This is a genomic window from Paeniglutamicibacter sp., assembly GCF_046714615.1.
In the GTDB taxonomy this organism is placed as follows: Bacteria; Actinomycetota; Actinomycetes; order Actinomycetales; family Micrococcaceae; genus Paeniglutamicibacter.
Genome location: NZ_JBKKAP010000117.1, coordinates 1 through 24,964 on the forward strand (window position 1 = coordinate 1; position 24,964 = coordinate 24,964).

Genomic DNA, 24,964 nt, shown 5'->3' on the forward strand with positions numbered 1-24,964 from the left:
TATAACCACCCCCCCAAAATATCTCCGCCCGGGTGGGCCCACAATTTTTGTGTTGCCCAAAGGCGGCCTTCTGCTGGGGTAGAAGCGTAGGAGATATTCAAACGCGGATATTTGCTGTGCGGTTCGACGGAAAATGTAAGCGTTGCCAAGGCGGACGGACGATGAGCCGGGCATCCCGATAACAGACCATTCCAGGCTCAATCGCGCTACGTCCGCACCAGGGATATCCCGTCTTCAGCTGAAGTCGCGGCCTCATCATGGTGTTTACGTTCTCGTGGCGCTGCTCGGCTCTTGAGGTATAGCTACATCCATGGCCCCCCGCCATCTTTTGATTGGTGGGGTTTTCATGCCTGGAAGCCAACCTGAACAGCATCTCGCCGGACGTTCGTGGGCGCATTGGCGGGCGCGATGGGCTCGTCCCAATGCCCGTGTGGATCTCGTGCCCGGAACGTCATTCCCGCATCAATTTCTTCATGGATCCGGTATTGCGGCGGCTGCGCTAACCAGGGCGAGAGCACGCCGATGCCCCTGCCAAGAAGCATGGCAAGGGCATCGGGTCTTGGCTGCTCAGTTGCCCGCGGTCGAGACTCCGGCTTCGATCTCGAGTCGGTGCAGGGAGTTTGCCAGGTGCACGCGCATGGCCGCAGCCGCGGCCATCGCATTGCCGGAGGCGATGGCATTGCGGATGGTGAGGTGTTCCTCCGCAACCTGTTCCAGTCGGGGGACCAAGACTGAGTCATGGGAATCCAGTCGCTGGCGCGGCATGGCAATCATGGCCGGACCGAGGTGGCACACCGCATCCAGGAAATAGGGGTTGGCGCTTCCCGCTGCAACTGCCGAGTGGAAATCGAAGTCGCAGCTCATGGAGCGAGAGGCGTTGGTTCCCGCACTCTTGAACGCTTCAAGGGCCGCGTCGAGGGCGGTCAGGGTCCCGGCGTTCGCCGTGATGGCGGCGGCGGCTGCCGCCTCGGATTCAAGGCCCATCCGGAACTCGAGCAGATGCCGGCGTTCGGCAAGGGTCCGCGGGACCCGCGCCTGCGCACCGGTTTCGGGAGGCGGGGGAGTCAGGGCAAAGCTGCCGGCACCGCGGCGCGTGTGAACCAGTCCTTCGGCCTGTAGCCGGGTCAGGGCCTCACGCACCACGGTGCGGGAGACCGCGTGCTCCGCGATCAAGGCATTCTCGCTTGGGAGCTTCTCGCCCGGGGCGATGAGTCCGGAGCTGATCTGCTCGCGCAGATGTTCAACCAGTCCGGTCGTCAGATTGGGTTTCATAAGTAGAATGCTTTCACGCGCGCCGTGGCCGGGAGCTTAAGCTCGGCCGAACTCGACGGTGTCGGTCGTCCAGGCGCGGGCCTGGTCGCTGAAGGTGAAGCCGAGTCCCGGGCGGTTAGGGACCAGCATGCGCCCGTCTTTGGTCTCGAGGCGCTCGTTGAACAGCGGGTCAAGCCAGTCGAAGTGCTCCACCCAGGGCTCGCGCGGGTAGGCGGCGGCAAGATGCAGGTGGATCTCCATGGCGAAGTGCGGTGCCAGGTCGAGGCCTGCCTGGTCCGCGAGCGTGGCCAGGCGCAGGAACTGGGTGATGCCGCCGATGCGCGGGGCATCGGGCTGGATGATGTCGCAGGCGCGGGTGGCAATCAGGCGTTCGTGCTCGGCGACGGAGGCCAGCATCTCGCCGGTGGCGATGGGGGTGTCAAGGGCGGCGGCGAGTGCCGCATGGCCCTCGGAGTCGTAGGCATCGAGGGGTTCCTCGATCCAGACCAGATCGAATTCCTCGAGCTTGCGGCCCATGCGCAGTGCAGTGGCGCGGTCCCACTGCTGGTTGGCGTCCACCATCATCGGGACGTCCGGACCGATGTGCTCGCGCACCGCGGTGACGCGGCGCAGGTCCTCGGAGGAATCGGGCAGGCCGACCTTGATCTTGATGCCGCCGATGCCTTCTTCGATGGACTGGGTAGCGCGGTCCTTGATCTCCTCGATGGAAGCGTTGAGGAATCCGCCGGAGGTGTTGTAGGTGCGCACGGAGTCGCGGTGGGAGCCGAGGAACTTGGCCAGCGGCAGCCCTGCGCGCTTGGACTTCAGGTCGTAGAGGGCAATGTCGAGGGCTGCAAGTGCCTGGGTGGCGACACCAGAGCGTCCCACCGAGGCGCCGGCCCACAAGAGCTTGGTGTAGAGCTTGGCAATGTCGTTGGGGTCCTCGCCGATCATGGTCTCGGCGACTTCCTTGGCGTGGGCGAACTGCGCAGGTCCGCCGGCGCGCTTCGAGTAGGAGAAGCCGAGGCCTTCGTGGCCCTGCTCGGTGGTGATCTCGGCAAAGAGGAAAACAACCTCGGTCATGGGCTTCTGGCGCCCGGTGAAGACCTTGGCGTCGGAGATCGGGGTGGACAGGGGCAGCCGTGCGGTGGACAGCTTGACGTGGCGAATGGCGTCTGGTGTGTAGCTCATGGCGGGTCTGTGCTCCTGGGAGGGAATGGCGGGATGTGCTGGTGAACACAACTTATCGTATAAGCGCCAAACTTATTACACAAGTGGTTTTAGGCAAGTTCTTCGGATAATATTCCCGGGGGTCCACGGGCACGTCGCAAGTCTGGACCGGAGGCCCGAATCGGCGTTACGGTTATGGAAACGAAAGAAACAAAAAATGTGATCAGCTACTAGGAAGGGAGAATCATGCATAGCGGCGCAGCCACCAAAGAAACCTTCTTCGCACCAGAGACTCCGAAAACCGGGGAGATCTACAGCTTCATCGAAACTCATAGTGCCCGCAGGGGCTTTGCCCCAGAGCCCAAATTCTTCCTTTCAGGTGGAGATGCCGGCGACCAGGTCGAAATCCCCCACGAGGTTTATGAGGTCCTCGTCAAGACGGTAGATGCCATGCGAAGTGGGTTGGCGGTCACAATTACTCCAAGCTCGCATACGCTGACGACCCAAAAGGCTGCCGAATTACTTGGGGTATCACGGCCGACGTTCGTCAAGATGCTGGAGACCGGAAGAATACCCTTCGAAAAACCTGGAACACATCGACGTGTCCAACTGGCGGATCTCCTGGCATTCAATGAAGAGCGGAAAGCCGAGCAGTATGCGGCGCTTTCATCAATGGAGACCGTGGACGATGAGCTCCCGATTGTAGCCGTCGATAGGATGAAAGTGGCCCGCAAGGAAGCGGCAAAGCGCCGACGATCATCCAAGTCATGATTTCGCCGGACTTGTGCAGCCCCATGCGTGAGCGGCGCAAGCCTTGGTGCCACCCCGGCGACTTGCTCGGTGCGGGAAGTCAAGCACGATCCAACTCAAAGTGGTCCATCACTGAAGAGAGGGCTCGAATTCCCGAGGTTTGCTAAACGTCATCGCGCAGAATCTGCGGAAGGAATCCAAGCTCGTCCAGTTGGCGGAAGATGAACGGAGTCAGCGGTCCGGGTGACATGACCAGCCTGTAGGTCCGTTTTCCGTCGGAGATTGGCTCGATGAGGCTGCGCTCGATCATGCGCCGGATGAACTGGCTCCGTGCAACGGTTGTCCCAGAGAACATCACTGACAGATCTGTGGCCTTGATTAGTGTCTTGTTTACTACGACGTCAAGTGCGGCCTGCTCTTGTGTATCGATGGCGCCTGCTGCAACTGCGCGAACGAATGAAGGTCGGAGGAGTTTATTGATGACGAAGGCGTGGTCGCCGAGCCGTTCGAGCTTCTTTAAGTCCTCGAGCATGCCGGTCAAGAGGTATGTGCACCAGCCGATGGTCGCCGATGGTTCGAGCGAATCGGCGGCTTCGAGTTGTTGGTAATAGGCGGAGCGGTTGGCGCCGAACACGGCTGTTGGGTCGATTGCACGGTACCCCGTTGTTGCGGTGAACCCTTGACTGACCATTATTGCGTATGTGAGTAGTCGGCAGGTGCGTCCATTTCCGTTGCCAAATGGGTGGATCCAGACAAATCTGTGGTGAGCAATGGCGACTTTGAGGAGGTCAAATGATCGGTCGTCTTCGTTGTTGATGAAATCAAGAAGCTCCTGCATGTCTGGTTGAACTGACATGAACCCGGGGGGAATGTGCCCCGAGCCTTGGATGGTGACGTCACTCTGACGATATGATCCGGGCGTGCGGTCGCCTTCGCGTTCCAGGCCGCTCACTGCGATTTTGTGAAGTTCCCTGACGAGCGCATGGGTGATTGGCGTTCCCGGGTGGACGTGCTCGTCGATGAATGAAGCAGCTTTTTCGAGCAGGATGATTTCCTGGACACCATCAGAAATCTTGGAAGTTGCGTGATCAGGCCTAAATTTGGAGAGGGGATATAGTCGTTGCTTAGCTTCTTCGGATGCACCTTCGATGACTTCCACGAGGGAAGTCCGGTTTCCTTCGATGCGAGCGCTCATGATGCTTGTCATTAGTTGAAAGAGCTGTTTGAGCTGGATGAAAACGGGCTCTGGAGTCGTGCTCGTGCCCAAATCGCCTCTCAGTCGCTCCAGCTCAATGACAACTTTGGCTAGCGGGCTGTTGAAAGCGAAATCGGGGACGTTGATCGGCTGCATGTGAACAACTTACCCGAGGCATGCCAGTAATTACATGCAAGGCCGTTAGTTCCGTGTAAATGCGGGGAAGTTGAACTTCGCTGATCGAGCACTAATTACAAAGTTGCTGCTAGGCAATTACAGATGGACGCACCTGCAAGGCGTCTTGGCGCTGTCGGCATGGTTGGGTTCGACCGAGCATGGAGCCCCGTTGGTCCATGTGAATACTTCGCTGTCGTATGTCTGCGGACGGCGGAAGGCTTTGGTGGGGTTATGGGACCCATTTTCGGCGGATTTTCGAAATCGCTTTGGGTCGGTTGACTCGACGTGGGGATCGTGGAATCTTGCGCGAAAGAACTTCCGGAAATTACAAGGTGCGGAGCCGCTATTTACAAACCATGGCAACACTTCCCAGTAAATTCGCGGAAGTTGATTCAAGGGATTCATGCTCTAATTACAAAGCAGCTTGGGTGCAATTACAAACGGGTGTGTTGGGGTTGATTTTCTTGGGTGGTCCAGCTGGCATTCGACGCTGTGAGCGGTGCCCGCGAAGATGCTCCCTAATCGCAGGGCGGTCTCGTCCAAGGGCCGCGACAGTGAAGCCCCGTCAGTCCGACCTATTCCCGCGGTCAGCATAAGCTTCGGCGAGGGAGCCGACTCGCCGAGATTCACAAACCATCAAATTCCGGACTCCGACCGAACGTTGTATCGGACTCGTGCGGGCAAATACCTGTGGCCCGCCCGGAGAACCGTGCGGGCCACAGGCGTGCGGATGTCTATGCGACCGGGGTGACGAGTTTCCCGGAATCGAGGTAGCTGTGCAGGTTGTTCAACGTCAACTCCGCCATGTCGGCGCGGGTTTCGTGCGTGCCGCTGCCCAAGTGCGGCAGCAGGACCACGTTCTCCAGCGCGAAGAGTTCCTCGGGAACGTGTGGCTCGCTGGCGAACACATCCAGGCCGGCTCCGGCGATGCCGCCGTTTTGCAGGGCCGAGACCAGCGCTTGCTCGTCAACGACGCTGCCGCGGGCGATGTTGATCAGGAAGCCCTTCGGGCCGATCGCCTCCAGCACGGTTGCATCGACCAGTCCTGCCGAGGCGGGGCCGCCGGCCGCGGCAACGACCAGCACGTCGGTGGCTTCGGCGAGGGCAGTGGCTGACGGGTGGTAGGTGTACGGGCTGCCCGCGATTTCCGAGCGGTTGTGATAGTGGATTTCGCAGCCGAAGGCTTCGAGTCGCTTGGCGATTGCCGCTCCGATGCGCCCCAGGCCCAGGATGCCCACGCGCTTGCCGCTGGCCCGGGTCGCCAGCGGGAAGTTCACGCCGGTGGCCCAGGTTCCGGCGCGGACGAAGCGCTCGGCGGCGCTCAGTGAACGCAGGGTGTCGAGGTAAAGGCCCAGGGCGGTGTCGGCGACGCAGTCGGTGAGCACGTCCGGGGTGTTGCTGATCGGGATGCCGCGCTCGGTGGCCTGGGCGACGTCGGAGGCGTCATAGCCGACCCCGAAGTTCACGATGGCCTCGAGGTTCGGCAGGCGCTTCATGAGCTCGGTGTCGACGCCGACCTTTCCGGAACACACGGCGACGCGAATCGACTCGCCGTGTTCCTGCAGGAACGCCTCGCGCGACTCCCCGGCCTCGGGAAGAACCAGGGAGTTGTAGTCCTCAACGAGAGCCTGGGCGACCGTTGGGTTGACCGGGCCAACGCGCACGATGGCGTTCCCGGAGATGGGGCTGTGATCGCTCCGCGTGGAGGCGCTTGTATCAGTTGACATACCTGCATCCTAGGAACGCTCAAGCATGCGCGTCCAACACGGAGAATGCATGGATCAATACCGTTGAGGCATTGATGGCCCGTCAGCCGCCAGATGTAGCGGAAGTCACAATGCGTCGCCCCGCCGCTTCGGCGCGAACCATCCCAAAACCGCGTGTTCATGCGGAAGCAGGGCCTTGACGCGCTTTGCTTCCGCCGTCAAAGCTATGGGGACACGACCGGCCGATTCCCGACGCAGGGGTCGTTCACACTCGTCCAATTCGCTCACCGCAGAGGAAACACCGATGTTTTTTTCCAGCAAGGCAACGACCCCCGTGACCCGCACCCGTCGACTCTCCATGGCCGTGGCCGCCGGCGCCCTTATGGGCATCACGGCACTGTCCGGCTGCTCCGTGGCCAACTCCTCGGGGGCCGCGGGTTCCTCGGGAGCCGGCGCACCTGCAGCCGGCGACACGCTGCGGGTAGTCCTGCAGCAGGAACCGCCGACGCTGGAGGCCTGCGAATCGAACCTCACCAGCACAGGCGTCGTGGTCCGCTCGACCATCACCGAACCGCTGATCGAACGCAACCCCACCACCGGTGAGCTCGAGCCCAAGCTCGCCACCGAATGGACCAGCACGGACGACACCAAGTGGACCCTGAAGCTGCGCGAGGGCGTGAAGTTCCACGACGGATCCGAATTCACCGCCGAGGACGCCGCTGCAACCATTGACCGCGCCGTCAACGGCAAGCTGGGCTGCAACGTCGAGGGCTACGTCTTCGGCGACGACAACCTGAAGCTCGAGGTCATCGACGCCACGACCCTCGAGATCACCGCTCCCAAGGCCGATCCCATCCTGCCGTTGCGCCTGTCCTTCCTCGAGGTCGTACCCGCCGAAACCTCGACCACCGAAAAGGTGCGCGAACCGATCGGCACCGGACCCTACAAGCTCGACAAGTGGGAAGCCGGCCAGAGCATCAGCGCCTCGGCCTTCGCCGACTACTGGGGCGAGGCCCCCGCCTTCCCGAAGGCCAACTACCAGTGGAGGAGCGAGGGCAGCGTCCGCGCCGCCATGATCACCTCCGGCGAGGCCGACATCGCCACCGGCCTGAGCCCGGAAGACAACATCGGGGACCTGGGTGTTTCCTACCCCAACAACGAGACCGTCGCGCTGCGCATGCACGCCGACAAGGCACCCTTCACCGACATCAAGGTCCGCCAGGCCGTGAACTACGCCATCGACAAGGAAGCCATCGTGGCCTCGCTCTACGGCGGACGAGACAAGGCCGCGGCCCAGCTGGTGCCCGAGGGCGTCGTGGGGCACAGCGAGTCGCTGCCGGTCTGGCCGTACGATCCGGAAAAGGCCAAGGCACTGGTGGCGGAAGCCAAGGCAGCGGGCGTTGACACCTCTGCCCAGATCAGCCTGGTCGTGCGCTCCGCGCAGTTCCCGAAGATCGAGGAACTGGGCCAGGTCATCCAGGAGCAGCTGACGCAGGCAGGACTGAACGTGAAGCTGAAGATGCTCGAAACCAGCCAGCACCTGACCTACCAGGTCCGCCCGTTCCCCACCGATGACGAGGGCGCCATCATGCTGATGACCCAGCACGGCAACCAGGCCGGCGACGCCGCCTTCACCGTTGACCAGTACATGATGACCAAGGGCGCCCAGTCGGCGTTCGGCACCGCGGAGCTCGACAAGCTCATCGCCACGGCCGATGCCGCCACGGGCGACGACCGCCAGGGCGCCTTCGAGAAGGTCTTCGCGTACCAGAACGACAACGTGGTGCAGTTCGCCCACATCGCCCACCAGACCGGCATGCTCGGTGTTGCAGGCACCGTGGCCTACGAGCCGAACTCCTCCTCGGGTGACGAACTGCGCCTGGCTGAAGTCACGGCCAAGTAGCTCCCACCAAAGCCTTCGCAAGGCCCTGGCAATCAAGAATTCGACGGAAAGCAACCTGGATCATGCTCACCTATTTGCGTAAACGGATTATCTCCTCCGCACTGCCGCTGGTGGTCGTGGTGGTGGGTGTCTTCGCCCTGGCCCGGATGACCGGAAACCCGGCAAGCCTCTACCTGCCACTGAACGCCACCGACGCCATGCGCGCGGACTTCATTGCCAAGAACGGACTGGACCAACCCGTCCTTCTCCAAATGGCCGACTACTTCGGTGGTCTCTTGCGATTGGATTTTGGAACCTCGCTGCGTACCGGGGAGGATGCCGCAGCCATGGCGCTGCGCGCCTTCCCGGCCACGCTGCAACTCGCCGCGATGACCATGGTGATCGCCATCGTCCTGGCGATCATCGTGGGCTCCGCGGCGGCCCTGAAGCCCAACGGCGTTCTTGACCGCTTCGCGTCCTTCGTCTCCATGGCAGCAGCCTCGATCCCCGACTTCTGGCTGGCCATCGTGGGCATCTGGGTCTTCGCCATCTACCTGGGCTGGCTGCCCACCTCCGGGGTCATGGGCGCCACCGCATGGGTGCTGCCCGTGGCGACACTGGTGATGCGGCCCTTCGGGGCGCTGGTCCAGGTGATCCGCGGCGCCATGGTCACCTCCCTCTCCGAGCCCTACATTAAGCTCGCCCGCTCCAAGGGCGCCACCGAATATCGCGTGGTCACCGGGCACGCCCTGCGCAACGCGGCGGCCCCGGCCCTGACCGTGGCTGGCGACCTCACGGTCGGGCTGATCAACGGCGCCGTGGTCGTGGAAACGATCTTCGGCTGGCCGGGCATCGGCAAGCTGATGATCGACTCGATCCTGCAACGCGACTTCGCGGTCCTCCAGGCCTGCGTGCTGCTCACGGCCCTGGCGATCTTCGTCCTGAACATCGTGATCGATGTGGGCTACGCGCTGCTTGACCCGCGGGTCCGTCCCACCGCGGGGGCCCGGGCACGGCGCAAGGCACGGGCCATCGCGCCCGCTACCGATTCCACCACCCCCAGTGAGCCCAACGTCCCAGCCGCCGCCGGCGCGAACGTTTAGGAAAGACCATGACACAGACACTGAATGCGCCCACCGTGCGCGACCGCGGACCACGGCCCAAGAAAGCACGGCCGGGAGGACCGAGCATGTTCCGGATGCTCCTTCGTGACAAGTTCGCTTCCGTCGGGGCCCTGGTCCTGGGCTTTGTGGTACTGGTGGCCATCTTCGGCCCCGCGCTCATGGGCGAACTGGCCACCAAGCAAAACCTGATGTTCATGAACAAGGCCCCCTTCAACCCGGCCAACGGATGGGAATACGTGCTGGGCTCGGACTCCCTGGGCCGCTCGGTGCTCGCCCGCCTGGTCGTCGCCACCCGCACGACCCTCATGGTCGCGGTCCCCGCCGTCCTGGTGGCCCTGCTCATCGGTTCCCTCTGGGGCGTCTGGGCCGGATACCACCGGGGGCGGCGCGAAAACATCTCGATGCGGATCGCCGACATCATCATGTCTTTCCCCTCCCTGCTGCTGGCGGTCGTGGTCCTCTACGTCTTTAGCCCCTCGGTCGCGAACATCGTGCTGATCCTGGCCGTGACCCGCATCCCGATCTACATGCGCACCGCCCGCGCCGAATCCGCCGAACTGCAGTCACGCACCTTCGTCGACGCCGCCCGGACCTTCGGCACCAGGCCCAACTCGATCATCGCCATGCACGTGATCCCGGTGGTCACCCCGACCCTGCTGACCCTGGCAACGCTGGAATTCTGCTACGTCATGCTCGCAGAATCCTCGCTGTCGTTCCTGGGCATCGGCATCCAACCGCCCGATGTGAGCTGGGGCTTGATGGTGGCCCAGGGCCGCCAGTACCTGCAGACCGCCTGGTGGCTTTCGATCCTTCCCGGCCTGGCCATCGTGATCACCGCGATTGCCGCGAACCTGCTGGCCGCCTGGCTGCGCATCGCCACCGACCCGGCCCAGCGTTGGCGCATGACCCTCGAGCGTCCCGCCAAGAAAGCCCTGAAGACCGCAGCCAAGGAGGCAAAGTGATGATGGAAGTACTTGATCCCCAAACCCGGGAAAAATCCGTCGCCCAGGCCGTCCTGGCCGTGGACGGACTCGACGTGGACATCCGCACCCCCCAGGGCACCGTGCGCGTGGTGGGCAACGTCAGCTTCACCGCCTACCAGGGCCAGACCCTGGCGCTGCTGGGCGAATCCGGTTGCGGCAAGTCCATGACCGCCAAGGCCATCGCCGGCCTGCTTGACCCCGTGGCCTCCGTGGCCGGGGGAACCGTGGAGCTTGAGGGCAGGGACCTGAACTCGATGAGCCCGCGCCAGCGCCGCGAGGTCGCCGGGCCCGGCCTGGGCATCGTCTTCCAGGACGCGCTGACAGCACTGAACCCCGTCTACACCGTGGGTTCGCAGCTCGGCGAGGCCTTCCGGATCCACCGCGGCATGAACAGGAAGCAAGCCCGCGTGCAGGCCATCGAATTGATGCGCCGGGTCGGCATCCCGGAGCCCGAGGTGCGGGTTTCGGCCTACCCCCACCAGTTCTCCGGCGGCATGCGCCAGCGCATCCTCATCGCCATGGCCGTGGCGTTGGGCCCGCGGCTGCTGATCGCCGACGAGCCCACCACGGCGCTGGATGTCACGGTGCAGGCGCAGATCATGCAGCTGCTGCGCCGGCTGCGCGAGGAGGAGGACATGGCGGTCGTGCTGATCACCCACGACCTGGCGGTGGTGGCCGAGGAGGCAGACGACGTGTGCATCATGTACGCCGGCAACGTGGTCGAAAGCGGGCCGGTGGCCACTGTGTTTTCCACCCCCACACACCCCTACACCAAGGGCTTGCTGGAGTCAGTGCCCACTCACGCGCGGCGCGGGGACGACCTGTCCTCGATCCCGGGCAGCCCGCCGGAACTCAAGTCGATCCCCTCCGGCTGTGTCTACCAGGACCGCTGCCCGATGGCGGCGGCGATCTGCCGGGACAAACGTCCGGAGCTGCGCCCGAGCGGTGAGAACCAGTTCTCCGCCTGCCACTTCTCCGAATTCCTGCGCGCCGGCGCCACCGCGGCGCCGGCCGCCGAACCTGGCGCTTCGCCGGAAACTGCTTCGACACTGCATGAGGAAAACCGATGAGCACCAACGACATGGCGACAGCCAGGCAGAACGTCCTCGAGGTCGAGGAGCTGTCCAAGTCATTCACGGTCTCCGCCGGCTCCGGCGGATCTCGCAAGCTCAAAGCCCTGGATGGGATCACCCTGTCGGTGGGCAAGGGCGAGACCCTGGGCCTGGTGGGGGAGTCCGGCTGCGGAAAGTCCACGCTGGCCCGCACGCTGATGATGCTCGAGACGCCCGACTCCGGCACCGTGCGCTTCGATGGGCAGGACCCGTTCGCGCTCAGGGGCAAGGAGCTGCTGGCGTGGCGCCGGCGCGTGCAGATGGTCTTCCAGGACCCCTTTGCCTCGCTGAACGCGCGGATGACCGCCGGGCAGATCATCTCCGAGCCCTTCGCGACGCACAAAGACCTGTACCGGGGGTCCGCGGCCCGCTCCAAGCGGCGGAACGAGCTGCTGGATCTGGTGGGGCTGCGCAGCACCGACGCGTACAAGACGCCGCAGGAGTTCTCCGGCGGGCAGCGCCAGCGCATCGGCATCGCCAGGGCCCTGGCGCTGGACCCGGATTTGATCATCCTGGACGAGCCGGTCTCCGCGCTGGATCTCTCGGTGCAGGCGCAGGTGCTGAACCTGCTCAACGAGCTGCAGCAGCAGCTGGGCGTCAGCTACATCTTCATCTCCCACGACCTCTCGGTGGTCCGCCACGTGACCGACCGGGTGGCGGTGATGTACCTGGGACGGATCATCGAAACCGGAGTGACCGAGGATGTCTTTGACCGGCCGCTGCACCCGTACACCGCCGCCCTGATGTCTGCATCGCCCAAGTTGGACCCTGCAATGCGCCCGGCCAAGCGGATCGTGCTGCAGGGCGAACTGCCCTCGCCGCTGGATCCGCCCAGCGGCTGCAGGTTCCGCACCCGTTGCTGGAAAGCCGAGGACATTTGCGCCTCACGGCGGCCCGAGGCTTCGCGGCCGGCATCGGAGAGGACGATCTCGCTGGGGATCCCCACCATTGGACCGGCCGAGCGCGCCCACATGGCCGAATGCCACTTCCCGATTTCCAACCCCGCCGAGGCGGGGCTGGTGCCGGTCGGCTAGATCCGGATTGACGAAAGGCCAAGGCCGCACCCCTTGCCCGTCCTGGCCGCGCTTGTAGGCTGGGGAGCAGCTACTTTTCGGTTGACTCGGGACGGGAACGAACATGGCCACGTTTCATGAACTCCACCACGCCGATGCCCCGCTCCTGTTGCCCAACGCATGGGACGTCGGCTCGGCACTGGCATTTGCCGCGGCGGGCTTCCCTGCCGTCGGCACCACCAGCTTTGGCATTGCTGCCAGCGCCGGTCAACCGGACGGTTACGGGTCGAGCAAGACCGCAACCCTCAGGCTCGCGTCGCAGCTGGTCCGCTTGCCGCTCCACGTCACGACCGACATCGAGGACGGCTACTCCGACGACCCCGCCGAGGTCGCCGAATTTGTCGCCGAATTGGCGGCCCTGGGCGTGGCCGGGCTCAACATCGAGGACAGCCGGGACGGGCATCTGGTGGATCCTGCAGCCGCTGCCGCCAAGATCGCCGCCATCAAGCAGCGCGCCCCCGGGGTGTTCATCAATGCCAGGGTGGACAACTTCTGGTTCTCCGAGCAAGCCACGGTGGAGGCCGTCCTGTTTCGCGCCCAGGCGTATGCCGACGCCGGGGCCGACGGCATCTTCGTCCCCGGGCTTGGGGCCGAGGAAGACATACGCAGCATCACCGCCGGGATCGGGCTGCCGGTCAACGTTTTGGCGCATCCCTCGCTGGGCGTTGCCGAGCTGGGGAAGCTGGGTGTGCGGCGCGTCAGTTCCGGATCCCTGCCGTATCGGGCAGCAGTGGACGCCGCCGTTGACGTTGTCAACGCGCTACGCGAGGGCAAGCCGGTGCCGGCCGCCACGTCTTACTGGGAAATGCAGTCACGCCTGATGGCGTTCCGCCAAGGCACAACCGACTGACTGTCGCTTGCCCACGCCGTACGCTTCTCGGAGGGGTTGTTATTTTGGCTGAGCTCCCCGTGGTGTCCGGAATTTCGCTGGGCGATGGGATCGGTATCGTTGGCGAGTAACAATGGCCGCGCCGGGCGCCCGAACGTGACATGGCAGGACCATAATGCAGTCATGAGCAAATCCTTCACGCTGGCACAGCTGCGCTACTTCGGAGCGGTGGCCCGGCTGGAGAACATGACCGCGGCGGCAGTCGAACTTAACGTCACACAGTCCACACTTTCCTCGGCCATTGCCCGGCTCGAGCAGGAGTTCGGGGCTTCGCTGTTCACCCGACTCTCCAGCAAGGGGCTGCGGCTGACGCCGTCAGGAAAGCGCCTGCTGCGGGGATCCCAGGCCTTCCTGGAAGAGGCAGAACTGCTCTACCAAGCGGTCCGCGACGAAGGGGAGGCGCTCGCCGGAGAGCTGGTGGTGGGCATCTATTCGCCGTTGGCGCCGTTCAAGGCCCCGGTGATCCTGCAGGCATTCGAGGCGGCGCACCCCAACGTGAAGGTCAGTTTCCACGAGGGGGACCAAGAATCGTTGCGCCAGGCGCTGCTCGACGGGGTCTGCGAGCTGGCACTCATGTACGACCAGGGGGTGGGAGTCGAGTTTGATCGGCGGGTCCTGGAGCGAATCCCGCCGCACGTACTGGTCCCGGCCGACCATCCTCGGGCCGCCACCACACAGACGCCGGTCAGCCTGCGGGACTTTGCCGACGAGCCGTTGATCCTGCTGGATGCGAAACACACCAGGGAGTACTACCTGGACATATTCAGCCAGCTCGGAATCCGTCCATCCATCCGCCACGTGGTCTCCGGTTACGAGACGGTGCGCTCCTATGTGGCCCGCGGCCACGGGTATTCGCTGCTGAACCAGCGGCTGAGCAGCGACCTGACCTATGCCGGCGGCTCGGTGGTTCCACTGGACATCATCGAGGACCTGCCGCCGATCGAGATGTCGCTGGTGCGCCCCGTCGGGGCCAAGCCGACGCGCAAGTCCCTGGCGTTCGAGCAGATTTGCATCGGACTCTATGGCTCGGGTTCAGACCCGAACCCCTCCGCATGAGCCCGCGCTGATCGATTCTCTCGATGGGACTAACCGAAATAATCCGTTAGACCTATGTGATGGCAATCACCACAATGGTCCCAAGGGTAAACATCAATAGCCGCCGTCCGGGCTAAGGCCCTGGCGGACAGCATATTCAGGAGCGTCGATGAAAACCGAGATCCATTCCCAGGAACCGCAGGCAGTGCTTCAACAGGACCGCAAGGCTGCCAACGGGATGCAAAAGCGTGTGCTCGCCGGAGGCAGCATCGGCCAGTTCATCGAGTTTTACGACTTCACCCTCTACGGGCTCTCCGCGGTGGTGCTCTCCCAGCACTTCTTCCCCGGCACCAGTGCCCTGGCTGGCCTGTTGGCCACCTTCGCGACCTTCGGCGTCGCCTTCCTGGTCCGTCCGTTGGGCGGATTGTTCTTCGGTGCCCTGGGAGACAAGATCGGTCGCCGCAAGGTCCTGTTCATCACTCTGCTATCCATCGGCGCAGCCACCGCGATGATCGGCTTGCTGCCCACCCACGCGGCAATCGGCGCCGCGGCCCCGATACTGCTCGTGCTCTGCCGCATGATCCAGGGGTTCTCCGCCGGAGGCGAGTCCGTCGGCGCCCCGGCCTTCGTCTTCGAACACGCCCCGATCAACAAGCGCGGCTTCTGGCTGAACATCACCCTGGCCGCCACTGCACTGCCCTCGGTCTTCGGCGGCACGCTGATCCTGGTGCTCTCAAGCTCCATGTCCTCGGAGTCATTCATGTCCTGGGGCTGGCGCATCCCGTTCCTGCTGGCCCTGCCCATGGCCTTCTTCGGCCTGTGGATCCGCTCCAAGACCGAGGAATCCGAGGCCTTCAAGGCCGTGCTGGCCAAGGAAACGTCCAAGGAATACAGCCCCATCCGCGAGGCCTTCGCCGAGAACAAGGTCCGGATGTTGCAGGTCATCTTCGTGATGGGGTTGACCGCCATGGGCTTCTACTTCCTCTCGGGCTACTTCGTGTCCTACGTCCAGGTCACCGGAAACCTGAGCCGCGACCAGTCGCTGCTGGCCAACGCCACGGCCATGCTGTTCTACGCGCTGCTGTTGCCCGTCGGTGGGATCATCGGGGACCGGGTGGGCCGCAAGCCGATGCTGATTGCAGGCTCCGCGGCGCTGGCGCTGCTGTCCATCCCGTGCTTCATGCTGGTCACCTCCGGTTCGCTGCCGCTGGCCATTGCCGGACAACTGCTCTTCGTGGTCCCTATGTGCATCTACGGCGGAGGCTGCTACACGTTCTTCGTGGAAATCTTCACCACCCGCACCCGCTTCACCTCGGCGGCCATCAGCTACAACGTCGGCTACGCGATCTTCGGAGGATCCGCCCCCTTTGTCGGGACGTTCCTGGTTTCCCAAACCGGACTGAGCGCGGCGCCGGGCTACTACATGGCCGGCGCCGCCGTCATCGTGTTCCTGCTGCTCACCCTCACCAAGGTCCCGGAGACCCACCATCGCGTCGGCTGACCTCTTCCCGACCCCGCCACGCGAACCACCGAACCACTGCAAGGAGCACCACCCCATGAGCGATGCAACATTCCTCACAGACTTCCACCACGTCGCCGGAATCGGGGCAACGGCGAACAGCGGCGTCGAGCGCCAAGCCGCCACCGAGGCTGACAAAGCCACCCGCGACTGGTTTGCCGCATTCGCCAGGGAACGGAACTGGGAGGTGCGCGTCGACGGGATCGGGAACATGTTCGCCCTGATTGAGCTGGTCCCGGGAGCCCCGTACATTCTGCTCGGATCCCACCTGGATTCCCAGCCGCTGGGCGGGCGCTTCGACGGGGCCTACGGGGTGCTGGCGGGCCTGCATGCCGCCGAACGCGTTGCCAAGCGACTACATTCGACGGGTACCACCCCGGTCTTCAACCTGGCCGTGGTCAACTGGTTCAACGAGGAAGGCGGACGCTTTGCCCCCTCCATCATGGGTTCCTCGGTCTTCGCCGGGCTGATGGACCAGGAGAAGATGCTCGCGGTCAAGGACCTGGCCGGCACCACCGTCGCCGAGGCGCTGGAAGCCATCGGCTACCTGGGCACCGATCAACGCCCGGACCTTGCCGGCTATGCGGAGATCCACATCGAGCAGGGCCGGATCCTGGAGCGCGAGGGCATCACCCTGGGCGCCGTCGACTACTCCTGGCACACCCAGAAACTAGACATCGAGGTGCTCGGCGAGCAGTCGCACACCGGGGCAACCGCCATGGCCGACCGCCACGACGCCCTGGTGGCGGCCTCCAAGGTGGTGCTGCTGGTCCACGACGTCACGAAGAAGTTCGCCGAGGAGGCGCTGGTGTCATCGGTCGGGCAGTTGACCCTGGAGCCGAACTCCCCGATCGTGGTGGCCCGCCGGGTGCACCTGGTCGCCGACCTGCGCTCGGCAAGCCCGGAAATCGTCGCCGAGGCCCGGGCCTCGCTGCTGGCAGACATTGCGCAGATCGCCAAGGACCACGACATCCGCATCAACGTCAACGACTTCGATGTCCGCGGCATCCAGTACTACCCCGAGGCCGGATTGGAGCTGACCGAGAAGGTCGCCGCGAACCTGGGCCTTTCGGTGCGCCGGATCCGCACGATGGCCGGGCACGACTCGGTGGCCATGAACCGCATTGTTCCCACCGTGATGATGTTCATTCCCTCGGTGGACGGGGTCAGCCACTGCGAACGAGAGTTCACCACGGATACGGACATAGTTGCCGGGGTGAAGGCGCTGGAATCGGTGGCCTGGGAAATGGTCAACGGGGCGCTGGCCCCAATCGACTCGACCGAACAGGAACTCTCGAAGGCCGGTGCCGCGTGACCCCGGGCGCAGCCATCGCCGTGGACTCGCTGGCGCTGTTGCCTGCAACTGAGGCACTCGCAGGTTTCCGGTCCCTGGAAATCTCGCCGGTGGATGTCCTCGAGGCCCAGATCCGGCGGATCGAGTCGCACAATGGGGACCGGGAGACCGGAATCAATGCCTTCACCGAGACGCTCTTCGACTCCTCCCGCGCGCAGGCACGTGTCGCGGCGGATGAATACGTGCGCCTGGCGCGCGAGGGCGGGGGAGCCCCTGCATTGCTCGGGCTGACCGTGGCCACCAAGGAAAAACACGGGATCGCCGGGCTCAAGCTCGAACAGGGCCTGGCAGCCCACCGCGGGCGCATCGCCCCTGTCGACCACCCCGTGGTGGAACGGCTGAAGGCCGCCGGCGGGATCATCCACGTCCGCACCACGAGCCCCGAATTCAGCTGTGCCACCACCACGCACTCGCCCATGTGGGGAATCACCAGAAACCCCTGGAACACCCAGACCACGCCCGGCGGTTCCTCCGGCGGCTCCGGGGCCGCCCTGGCCGCCGGGTTCACCACGCTTGCCACCGCCTCGGACATTGCCGGGTCAACGCGCATCCCGGCCGGGTTCACCGGAACCGTGGGCTACAAGGCGCCCTACGGCCGGATCCCGGGGGCCGGCGCGCTGGCCGCCGACTGGTACCGCGGCGACGGACCGATGGGACGCACAGTCGCCGACACCGCGCTGCTGGCCGCGGTCATGTCCGGACGCCACCACACCGACCACGGCTCCTGGGGCAAGAACGGCATCAACCCGCTCTTGGAAGGGGACGTTGCGGGGTTGCGCATCGGTCTGTCGCTCACTCTTGGTGACTACCCGGTGGCATCCGAAATCAGGGAAAACACCCTGAAGGTCGCCCGGGCACTTCAGGCCGCGGGGGCGGTGGTCGTGCCGGTTGATCTTCCCTGGACCACCGCGCGGATCACCGAGACGACCTTCGCCCATTTCGGGCACATCCTGGGCCCGGCCATGGCGGTGGAGACAGCGGGAACCGAGTCCGAGCTGGCGGCCTACACGGCCCGGTTCATCAAGGACGCTACCGCCGCCGCAGACCGGAACAGCCTGGTGGATTCACTGGCCATGGACCATGCGCTTCAGGGAGAGCTGGCCACGGCGATGACGGGGTTGGATGCGCTGCTGTGCCCGACCTCGGCGGTGGCCTCGCTGGCCGCCGACGGGGACTACCTGGACGGGATCGAGACCTCCGAGGGGCATTTGGGCCACTATTGGGAGGCGCATATGACCAGTCCGTTCAATGTCGCCAACCGCTGCCCGGTCGTTTCGGTTCCCAGCGGGCTGTCCCGCGACTCGGTGCCCACCGGCGTTCAGATCGTCGGGCACCCCTTTGACGAGGCCATGGCGTTCCGCGTCGCCGCGGCAGTGGAATCCCTCGTTCCCGGCCCCGGCTTCCCGCCGCTGGGGTAGTCCCTACGCCTGCCCGTCTTCGCTGGTGCCGTCGGGATCGGGGTCCTCGATGGCCTTGATGTCGACCAGCCACCGGATGATCACCCGCCGCATGGCCTCGTCCTTGAACCTGTACCAAGCCTCGCGTTCCTCCGGGTAGTAGCCCAGTACGTCCTTGAAATGCCGGAACGGCTTGCTGCGGATCAGCGCCTGCTCAAGTTGCGTGCGGGCCTTTCCCTCGGGCAGGGCGACAGTGAACTCTTCCATGTGCAGGTAGGACTCGTAGGATTCGAGGTGGTCGATGGAGGCGTAGTTGCCCTCCTCGATGTCCCCCATGTCCAGGTCCTCCTCGAAGCCGGGAAGCACCACATCCCCGGTATCCATGTTCAGGTAGAACTCGGCGCCCATGGAACCGTCGTCCTGCATGGCCCAGCCGATTCGTTCCAGATCGAGATCCTCGAGTTTCAGCATGATGCTTCCTTGCCGCGGTCGGAGCTGTGTCACCACCAGCCTTGCGCCACTTGTTCCAGCGCGCAAGACCAAGTGGGCACCGGGCCCCTAGTAAGCGGCAGACCAGGACAAAGGACCGTCGCCGAATCCGCTGACGTGGTTTCAGCCGCTCCAAGTGAATCGGGGTCGCTCGCCCTCCAGGAAGGCGCGTTGACCGACGGCGAAGTCCTCGCTGGCGGGCAACTTCGCCCATTCCTCGCGCCAGAGGTCGTCATCCGCGTTGCCGCCGGTGGTCATGGAATCGATCAGCGCCTTCATGGTGTGGATCGAATATTGCGAGCGCGTGGCCATGCGGGAGACCAGTGCCTGGGAGAGCGCCTCGAAATCGCTGTCCGGAACCACCTCCGTCAGCAGCCCCCAGGTCGCAGCCTTGTCCGCCGGGATCACATCGGCACTGAACAGCACGTACTTGGCCTTGTCCGCCCCGAGACGCTGGACTAGGCGTTCGACGCCGCTGCGCGGATAAATGATGCCGAGCTTGGACGGCGTCACTGCCAACTTGACGGTATCCGCCGCAATGCTCATGTCGCAGGCCGAGGCAATCTGCCATCCGCCGCCCATGCAGGTCCCGCGCACCAGTGCCACCGTGGGCTTGCGCGCCGCCCCGATCGCGGCATCGGCGGCACTGAGGTGGTCAATGGTTTCCCCGTCCGGGCCCGCATCGAACAAGACCTGGTGGAGTTCATTGATTGCGGCCCCGGCCGAAAAGTCATCCCCGCTTCCACGCAATGTAATGACCTTGACCCTGGGGTCGGCGTCGAGCCGGCGCACCTGTTCGGCAAGTTCGATGCACATGTCCCGGGTCAGGGCATTGCGCTGGCGCGGGTTCTCGATCACGATCGCGCCGATTTTGCCGTAGATCTCGCCCGTGATGCGACCGGCCAGTGTCGGTGCCGCAGTAGTCCCCTGTCCGCTCATGCCGCTGCTCCGCTCGGGGCCAGGACTGCAGGTTCCCGCACGATGCCTTGTGCCATGAGGTGATCAATCTGTTCATCGTCGAGTCCCATGCCCGTGAGAATCTCGCGGCTGTGTTCACCCAGTGCGGGCGGTGCCTGGCGCACCGGTGTCGGGGCGTTGTCGACGCTAATGGGGCCACGCAGCACGCGCAGGGAAGAACCATCGGCACGTTGCGTCTCGGCAATTAGCCCGAGCGCATGGGCCTGGTCGCTGTTCAGCGCCTGCAGGTAGTCAAATACCGGGCCGCTCGGGATCCCCACTGCGTTGAGGTCCTCGATCCATTCCTGGGCAGGACGGGTCGCCAACTCCTCGTTGACCAAGGCATTGAGTTCCTCGCGGTGCAGTGCCCGATCCCGGCCGGTGGTGAAGCGCGGATCTTCGACGATTTCGGTTCTTCCTAGCACCGAGCAGAATGCGCCCCATTGCGGTTCGGTGGCCACGGCCACGACGATGTCATCGCTGGCCGTGGCAAAGGCGCCGTAAGGGGCGATGGTTGGATGGTTGTTCCCTTGGGGTTCCGGCGCGCGATCCAGCGTTAGCGCGGTCTGCCCCTGGAAGGCGGAAAGGCCCAGTGCGGTTTCGAACAGCGATGTGGAGACGTTCTGCGCATCGCCGCCCTGTGCCCGCGCGTAGAGCGCGCTGACCAGTGCAAAGGCGGAGACCATGCCGGTGGCGATGTCGACGACAGGGATTCCCACGCGGTAGGTTTCCTCCGCGCTCTTGCCGGTGACCGAGGTCAGCCCCGAGGCGGCCTGGATGACCTGGTCTAGTCCGGCCCGGTCCTTCCACGGTCCGGCCGCGCCGTATCCGGTAATGGAGGACACGATGAGCCGTGGATTGATTGAGCGCAGCTTCTCGGCACCAAGCCCCATTTTCTCCATGGTGCCGGGCTTGAAGTTCTCCACCAGGGCGTCGGCGCCGGCCAGCAGTTCCGCGAGCAATTGGCGCCCGGAGTCACTGTAGAGATCCAGGGCGAATGACTTCTTGTTCCGGTTAGTGGAGTCGAAGTAGAGGCTGTGGTTGCCGTCGAACGGCGGCCAGGCCCGGGACGAATCCCCGCCGGTGACGGTTTCAATCTTGATGACGTCAGCGCCCATGTCCGCCAGCAGGGCGGTGCAGTAGGGGCCGGCCAGCGCACGGCTGAGGTCGATGACTCGAATACCGCTCAATGGCAGCAAGGTGTCCTCTTTCTGAAGAGATGAATCTGGAAGGCCCGGGGGGCCTAGAACATGGTGGGAAGTACGAGCGCGCCAACGAGGCCAACCGGGCCGATCACGACCATGGACATGCCCCACCGGGTCAGCAGCTGGTTGATTCGGGGACGTTCGTCTTCCTCGACGGTGGCCACCAGAGTGGCTCCCACGGTGGAGAACGGGGAGACGTCCACGATCGAGGAACAGACACCGAGCGCCGCAATCAGGGCCCAGCCTGTGATGTCACCCGAAGCCACCAGCGGGATCGCCAGGGGAACCAGGGCCGCAAGCATTCCGGTGGTGGAGGCAAAGGCCGACACCAGTCCGCCGATCAGGCAAATGACGAGGGCTGCGATCAGTGGGGCGCCGATATGGCTGGCGGTCTCGCCCAGGAGCTCAACGGCGCCCATCTTCTGAAGCACGCCAACGAAGGTGATGATGCCGCCGACCATCAGGACGGTGGACCAGTCGATCTTGCTCACAGCTGTCTTGCCGGTCTTTGGGTCAACCAGGGTCATGACCGAGGCGAATGCGAAGCACAGGATGCCGATATCCGGGTCCAGCCCGAATACCGCGAGGGCGACGACGCTGGAAAGCAGGCCGACCATGCACAGGACGGTGACCAGCTGGGTCGCGCTCATCTTTGAACGCACCGGCGGCTCGGTATCGGGCCGATCGAGCGTCTGCAGTCCGTTGCGTGCTGCCTGGGCACTTCTCCGGGTCAGGCCCTCACGTTCGAACGGGTGGGCAGGAAGCGGGCCGCGGCCCTCGAAGCGAGGTGCGTTGGCTGGGTTGAATTCGCCCGCTGCACGCGTCTTGAGAAGCTTGAAACCGCCGAACAACACATACGCCGCGGCCAGCAACACGAGGTTGGCCCCGAGCGCCACGCCAAACAACACCAGCGGGTTGAGGGGGATTCCCACCGAGTGGGCCGTTCCATAGGTCACGATGCCGAAGAGGCTGGTTGGCGCGAATCCGCCGGCGCTCAGGCCGCAGCCGATGGCGAGCCCCATCAGCATCCGGTCAATGCCGTACTTCTTGGCCAGCGGCATGCCGATAGGTGTCAGGACCAGGCCCGCGAGCGGGGAGCCCATGGCGGAGATGCCGATGGACAGTGCAAAGAAGACCATGGGGAGAACGAAGGCGTTGTCACCGACCTTGGAAATGGCGGATTCGATGATCTTGTCAACGGTCCCGTTTTCCTGCGCAATGGCAAAGAAGTACGTCACGCCAACGAGCAGCACCAGGATCGAAACAGGGAAGCCGCCGATCACCTGCTTCATTTCCAGGTCGGCCAGCCAGATGCCAACACCGGCGGCCGCGGCGAACATGATGACGCCAAGGTGCACCTTGCGAAGCGTGGCCAAGGCAAAGATCCCCACAAAGATCAACAAAGCAATGATTTGAGAACTCATGCTCGTCCTTTCACTAATACATCTTGCGGTTCACTAGTTGAACCGACGGTTCATTTCCGTAATCCGGATGTAAGCTATATCACAGTACGGTGTTGGTCAAGGGAGGGCATTGGTGCATTCGGAGTGAGTACGCAAAGCGTGAAAACGGCAGTCCAGGTAATCGAGACCATCTCGCTGCACCAGCCCATTGGGCTCTCCGACATTGCCAAGCGGACCGGCGGGTCAAAGGCCACGATCCTGCGAATGCTCGCGACGCTCAAGGAGATGAACTGGGTGAAGCAAAGCGACACGCGCGACGCGACCTGGTCGTTGACCTTTCACACATATGCCGTGACCGCGCGCGCCGGCTTGGGCGCAGATTTGCGCGACATCGCCATCGGTCCGATGAATGGACTACAGCTGGACACCCGGGAAACGGTGCACCTGTGCGTCCCCGATGGCAAGGCCGTGGTCCTCATCGAACGACTCGATACGCCACATGTCCTGCGAGCGTTCCTGGCGTTGGGAACACCCGTTCCCTTGCACGCATCGGCAACGGGAATGGCCTTCCTCGGGGCCTCCGCTGACGACTTTGTTCACGACGTCTTGGGTGGTCCCCTGGAAAAAGTCAGTGATCAGACCGCCACCGATCCAGACGCCGTGTGGAAATTGGTGCGGGAAACGCGGGAACGCGGCTATGCCATCAACGAAGAGGGACTGAGTAGCGGAATCACATCCCTGGGAGCCGCCATCGTGAATTCCACGGGTGCCCCCGTGGGCTCGGTGTCGGTTTCAGGGCCCTCGAGCCGCATAACGCCTGCCAAATACGAGGAGTATGGCACTGCCGTGGCGCGTACGGCCGGTGAAATCAGCGCACTTATGCGCGGGAGCCGCTGAGGCGGACCCGGACCAAGCGCCCAGCGCCATCGACCCATTCGCAAGCCAAATGGCTCCGGCCAGATCTCCCGATGGAAGATCTGGCCGGAGGTTGAAATTCGTTGCTACTTGCCGACCTTCGAGAACAGGGCGCGGACCGCGGCCTGCACACCGGTGCTCAGCGTCGGCTCGATGACCGGGGCGAAGAACGGCGAGTGGTTTGCCGGAGGGTGGCCGGCGGCCAGGGTCTTGGCGTCGTTGCCGCCGAAGAACCAGAACACCGAGGGCACCTCGATCGCCACGGCAAGTGCGCCGAAGTCCTCGCTGCCCATGACCGGCGAACCCTGCAGGACCCGCTCCTCGCCGAACTCCGCACGGAATTCCTCGGCGAGCTTTTCGGTCTCGGTGGGGTCGTTGTAGAGCGGCGGGAAGGCGGAGATGTCCTCGATGAGCGGTTCCGGGGCTCCCGAGGCTTCCGCCTCGGCGGCAATGATGCGCCGGATCGAGGAAAGCACGGTCTCCCGGACCTCGGTCTCGAAGGTGCGCACATTGATGGTGAACACCGCGCGGTCGGGGATGACGTTTTCCTTCAGCCCGGCATGGAATGACCCGATGGTCACCACGGCGGCTGACTGGGGCGCCACCTGGCGCGAGACGATGGTTTGCAGGCGCAGCACCATGGAGGCACCCAGCACGATCGGGTCGATGGAGTGCTCGGGCATGGATCCGTGCGAGCCCTGGCCGAAGACCGTGACCTTGAAGGAGTCCGCGGTGGTCATCGCCGCTCCGCCCATCAGCGAGACCGTGCCGGTGAGCCCGTTCATCACGTGCTGGCCGAACATGATCTCCGGCTTGGGCGCCTTGTCCCAGAGCCCGTCTTCGACCATGGCGCGGGCGCCGGCGGCGGTTTCCTCGCCGGGCTGCAGCACGAACACGATGGTTCCGGCCCACGCGTCCTTGGCGCCGGCATAGAGTTCGGCGGTCTTCAGCGCGGTGGCCATGTGGGTGTCGTGGCCGCAGGCGTGCATGGTCGGGACCTCGGTGCCGTCATCGAGGAATCCGGTGGCGGTGCTGGCGTAGTCCAGACCGGTGTCCTCGAGGACCGGCAGCCCGTCGGTGTCGGCGCGCATCCCGATGACAGGGCCCTCGCCGTTGCGCAGCACGCCCACGACCCCGGTGCCGCCGCAGCGGAACACCTCCAGGCCCAGATCCTCGAGCCGCTTGGCCAGGAAGTCGGCGGTCTTGTGTTCCTGCATGGACAGCTCGGGGTTGGCGTGCAGGTACTTGTAGGTTTCGCTCAATTCCGCTGCCGAGTCCCCGCTCATGGTCAGTGACTGTGGGATGGTGGTGCTGGTCATGGGGAGTTGTTTCCTTGCTTTTGGGTGGCGGGGGGGGGGGGGGGGCGGGCGGCGCCGGG

Annotated in this window: 21 protein-coding genes; 12 read left to right on the forward strand and 9 right to left on the reverse strand. The window is 64.3% G+C overall.

Annotated features, from left to right (window positions below):
• Positions 1 to 567: 567 nt before the first annotated feature.
• Positions 568 to 1,272, reverse strand: a complete 705-nt coding sequence (locus ACLQ7E_RS13925) for a FadR/GntR family transcriptional regulator (RefSeq protein WP_411733174.1) — start codon at positions 1,270 to 1,272, stop codon at positions 568 to 570.
• 36 nt (positions 1,273 to 1,308) lie between these two features.
• Complete coding sequence (locus ACLQ7E_RS13930; RefSeq protein ID WP_411733175.1) at positions 1,309 to 2,442, reverse strand: L-talarate/galactarate dehydratase; 1,134 nt, start codon at positions 2,440 to 2,442, stop codon at positions 1,309 to 1,311.
• A gap of 225 nt (positions 2,443 to 2,667) precedes the next feature.
• Between ACLQ7E_RS13930 and ACLQ7E_RS13935 the strand changes: the two genes are divergently transcribed.
• On the forward strand, positions 2,668 to 3,192 hold the full coding sequence (locus ACLQ7E_RS13935; protein ID WP_411733176.1) for a helix-turn-helix domain-containing protein: 525 nt from the start codon (positions 2,668 to 2,670) through the stop codon (positions 3,190 to 3,192).
• 142 nt (positions 3,193 to 3,334) lie between these two features.
• Here the strand turns inward: ACLQ7E_RS13935 and ACLQ7E_RS13940 are convergent, their stop codons facing one another.
• Together ACLQ7E_RS13940 and ACLQ7E_RS13945 are read right to left on the reverse strand one after the other, a co-directional pair.
• Positions 3,335 to 4,522 carry a Fic family protein gene (locus ACLQ7E_RS13940; RefSeq protein ID WP_411733177.1) on the reverse strand — a complete coding sequence of 396 codons (1,188 nt, stop codon included), beginning with the start codon at positions 4,520 to 4,522 and terminating at the stop codon, positions 3,335 to 3,337.
• Positions 4,523 to 5,277: 755 nt separating this feature from the next.
• The gene (locus tag ACLQ7E_RS13945; protein ID WP_411733178.1) at positions 5,278 to 6,270 is read right to left on the reverse strand and encodes a 2-hydroxyacid dehydrogenase; all 993 of its coding nucleotides are present in this window, start codon (positions 6,268 to 6,270) and stop codon (positions 5,278 to 5,280) included.
• 283 nt (positions 6,271 to 6,553) lie between these two features.
• Between ACLQ7E_RS13945 and ACLQ7E_RS13950 the strand changes: the two genes are divergently transcribed.
• The 10 genes from ACLQ7E_RS13950 to ACLQ7E_RS13995 all read left to right on the forward strand — a co-directional run bounded on the left by ACLQ7E_RS13950 (position 6,554) and on the right by ACLQ7E_RS13995 (position 18,638).
• Complete coding sequence (locus ACLQ7E_RS13950) at positions 6,554 to 8,152, forward strand: ABC transporter substrate-binding protein (protein ID WP_411733179.1); 1,599 nt, start codon at positions 6,554 to 6,556, stop codon at positions 8,150 to 8,152.
• Positions 8,153 to 8,214: 62 nt separating this feature from the next.
• Complete coding sequence (locus ACLQ7E_RS13955) at positions 8,215 to 9,234, forward strand: ABC transporter permease (protein WP_411733180.1); 1,020 nt, start codon at positions 8,215 to 8,217, stop codon at positions 9,232 to 9,234.
• Between the two features lie 8 nt (positions 9,235 to 9,242).
• On the forward strand, positions 9,243 to 10,217 hold the full coding sequence (locus ACLQ7E_RS13960; protein WP_411733181.1) for an ABC transporter permease: 975 nt from the start codon (positions 9,243 to 9,245) through the stop codon (positions 10,215 to 10,217).
• The gene (locus tag ACLQ7E_RS13965; RefSeq protein WP_411733182.1) at positions 10,217 to 11,308 is read left to right on the forward strand and encodes an ABC transporter ATP-binding protein; all 1,092 of its coding nucleotides are present in this window, start codon (positions 10,217 to 10,219) and stop codon (positions 11,306 to 11,308) included. Before ACLQ7E_RS13960 ends, ACLQ7E_RS13965 begins: the two co-directional genes overlap by 1 nt.
• Positions 11,305 to 12,384, forward strand: coding sequence for an ABC transporter ATP-binding protein (locus ACLQ7E_RS13970; protein WP_411733183.1), 1,080 nt, complete (start codon positions 11,305 to 11,307; stop codon positions 12,382 to 12,384). Before ACLQ7E_RS13965 ends, ACLQ7E_RS13970 begins: the two co-directional genes overlap by 4 nt.
• A gap of 103 nt (positions 12,385 to 12,487) precedes the next feature.
• Entirely contained in the window at positions 12,488 to 13,273 is a 786-nt protein-coding gene (locus ACLQ7E_RS13975; RefSeq protein ID WP_411733184.1) for an isocitrate lyase/phosphoenolpyruvate mutase family protein, read from the forward strand.
• A gap of 162 nt (positions 13,274 to 13,435) precedes the next feature.
• Entirely contained in the window at positions 13,436 to 14,368 is a 933-nt protein-coding gene (locus ACLQ7E_RS13980; protein WP_411733185.1) for a LysR family transcriptional regulator, read from the forward strand.
• Positions 14,369 to 14,516: 148 nt separating this feature from the next.
• Positions 14,517 to 15,848 (forward strand): MFS transporter, encoded by a 1,332-nt coding sequence (locus ACLQ7E_RS13985; protein WP_411733186.1) that lies wholly within the window; start codon positions 14,517 to 14,519, stop codon positions 15,846 to 15,848.
• Between the two features lie 55 nt (positions 15,849 to 15,903).
• Positions 15,904 to 17,181, forward strand: a complete 1,278-nt coding sequence (locus ACLQ7E_RS13990) for a M20 family metallo-hydrolase (RefSeq protein WP_411733187.1) — start codon at positions 15,904 to 15,906, stop codon at positions 17,179 to 17,181.
• Positions 17,178 to 18,638, forward strand: coding sequence for an amidase (locus tag ACLQ7E_RS13995; RefSeq protein WP_411733188.1), 1,461 nt, complete (start codon positions 17,178 to 17,180; stop codon positions 18,636 to 18,638). Before ACLQ7E_RS13990 ends, ACLQ7E_RS13995 begins: the two co-directional genes overlap by 4 nt.
• 3 nt (positions 18,639 to 18,641) lie before the next feature.
• Here the strand turns inward: ACLQ7E_RS13995 and ACLQ7E_RS14000 are convergent, their stop codons facing one another.
• The 4 genes from ACLQ7E_RS14000 to ACLQ7E_RS14015 form a co-directional block, all read right to left on the reverse strand.
• Positions 18,642 to 19,088, reverse strand: a complete 447-nt coding sequence (locus ACLQ7E_RS14000) for a UPF0158 family protein (protein ID WP_411733189.1) — start codon at positions 19,086 to 19,088, stop codon at positions 18,642 to 18,644.
• A gap of 141 nt (positions 19,089 to 19,229) precedes the next feature.
• Positions 19,230 to 20,045, reverse strand: coding sequence for an enoyl-CoA hydratase/isomerase family protein (locus ACLQ7E_RS14005; RefSeq protein ID WP_411733190.1), 816 nt, complete (start codon positions 20,043 to 20,045; stop codon positions 19,230 to 19,232).
• A complete protein-coding gene (locus tag ACLQ7E_RS14010; protein WP_411733191.1) occupies positions 20,042 to 21,253 on the reverse strand; it encodes a CaiB/BaiF CoA transferase family protein in 1,212 nt (403 codons plus the stop codon). The genes ACLQ7E_RS14005 and ACLQ7E_RS14010 overlap by 4 nt, the downstream gene beginning before the upstream one ends.
• Before the next feature lie 53 nt (positions 21,254 to 21,306).
• Positions 21,307 to 22,692, reverse strand: a complete 1,386-nt coding sequence (locus tag ACLQ7E_RS14015) for an SLC13 family permease (RefSeq protein ID WP_411733192.1) — start codon at positions 22,690 to 22,692, stop codon at positions 21,307 to 21,309.
• Between the two features lie 123 nt (positions 22,693 to 22,815).
• On the opposite strand from ACLQ7E_RS14015, the gene ACLQ7E_RS14020 reads away from it, so the two are divergent.
• Complete coding sequence (locus ACLQ7E_RS14020; protein WP_411733193.1) at positions 22,816 to 23,568, forward strand: IclR family transcriptional regulator; 753 nt, start codon at positions 22,816 to 22,818, stop codon at positions 23,566 to 23,568.
• A 104-nt stretch (positions 23,569 to 23,672) separates the two neighbouring features.
• Here the strand turns inward: ACLQ7E_RS14020 and ACLQ7E_RS14025 are convergent, their stop codons facing one another.
• The gene (locus ACLQ7E_RS14025) at positions 23,673 to 24,905 is read right to left on the reverse strand and encodes an amidohydrolase (RefSeq protein ID WP_411733194.1); all 1,233 of its coding nucleotides are present in this window, start codon (positions 24,903 to 24,905) and stop codon (positions 23,673 to 23,675) included.
• Positions 24,906 to 24,964: the final 59 nt, after the last annotated feature.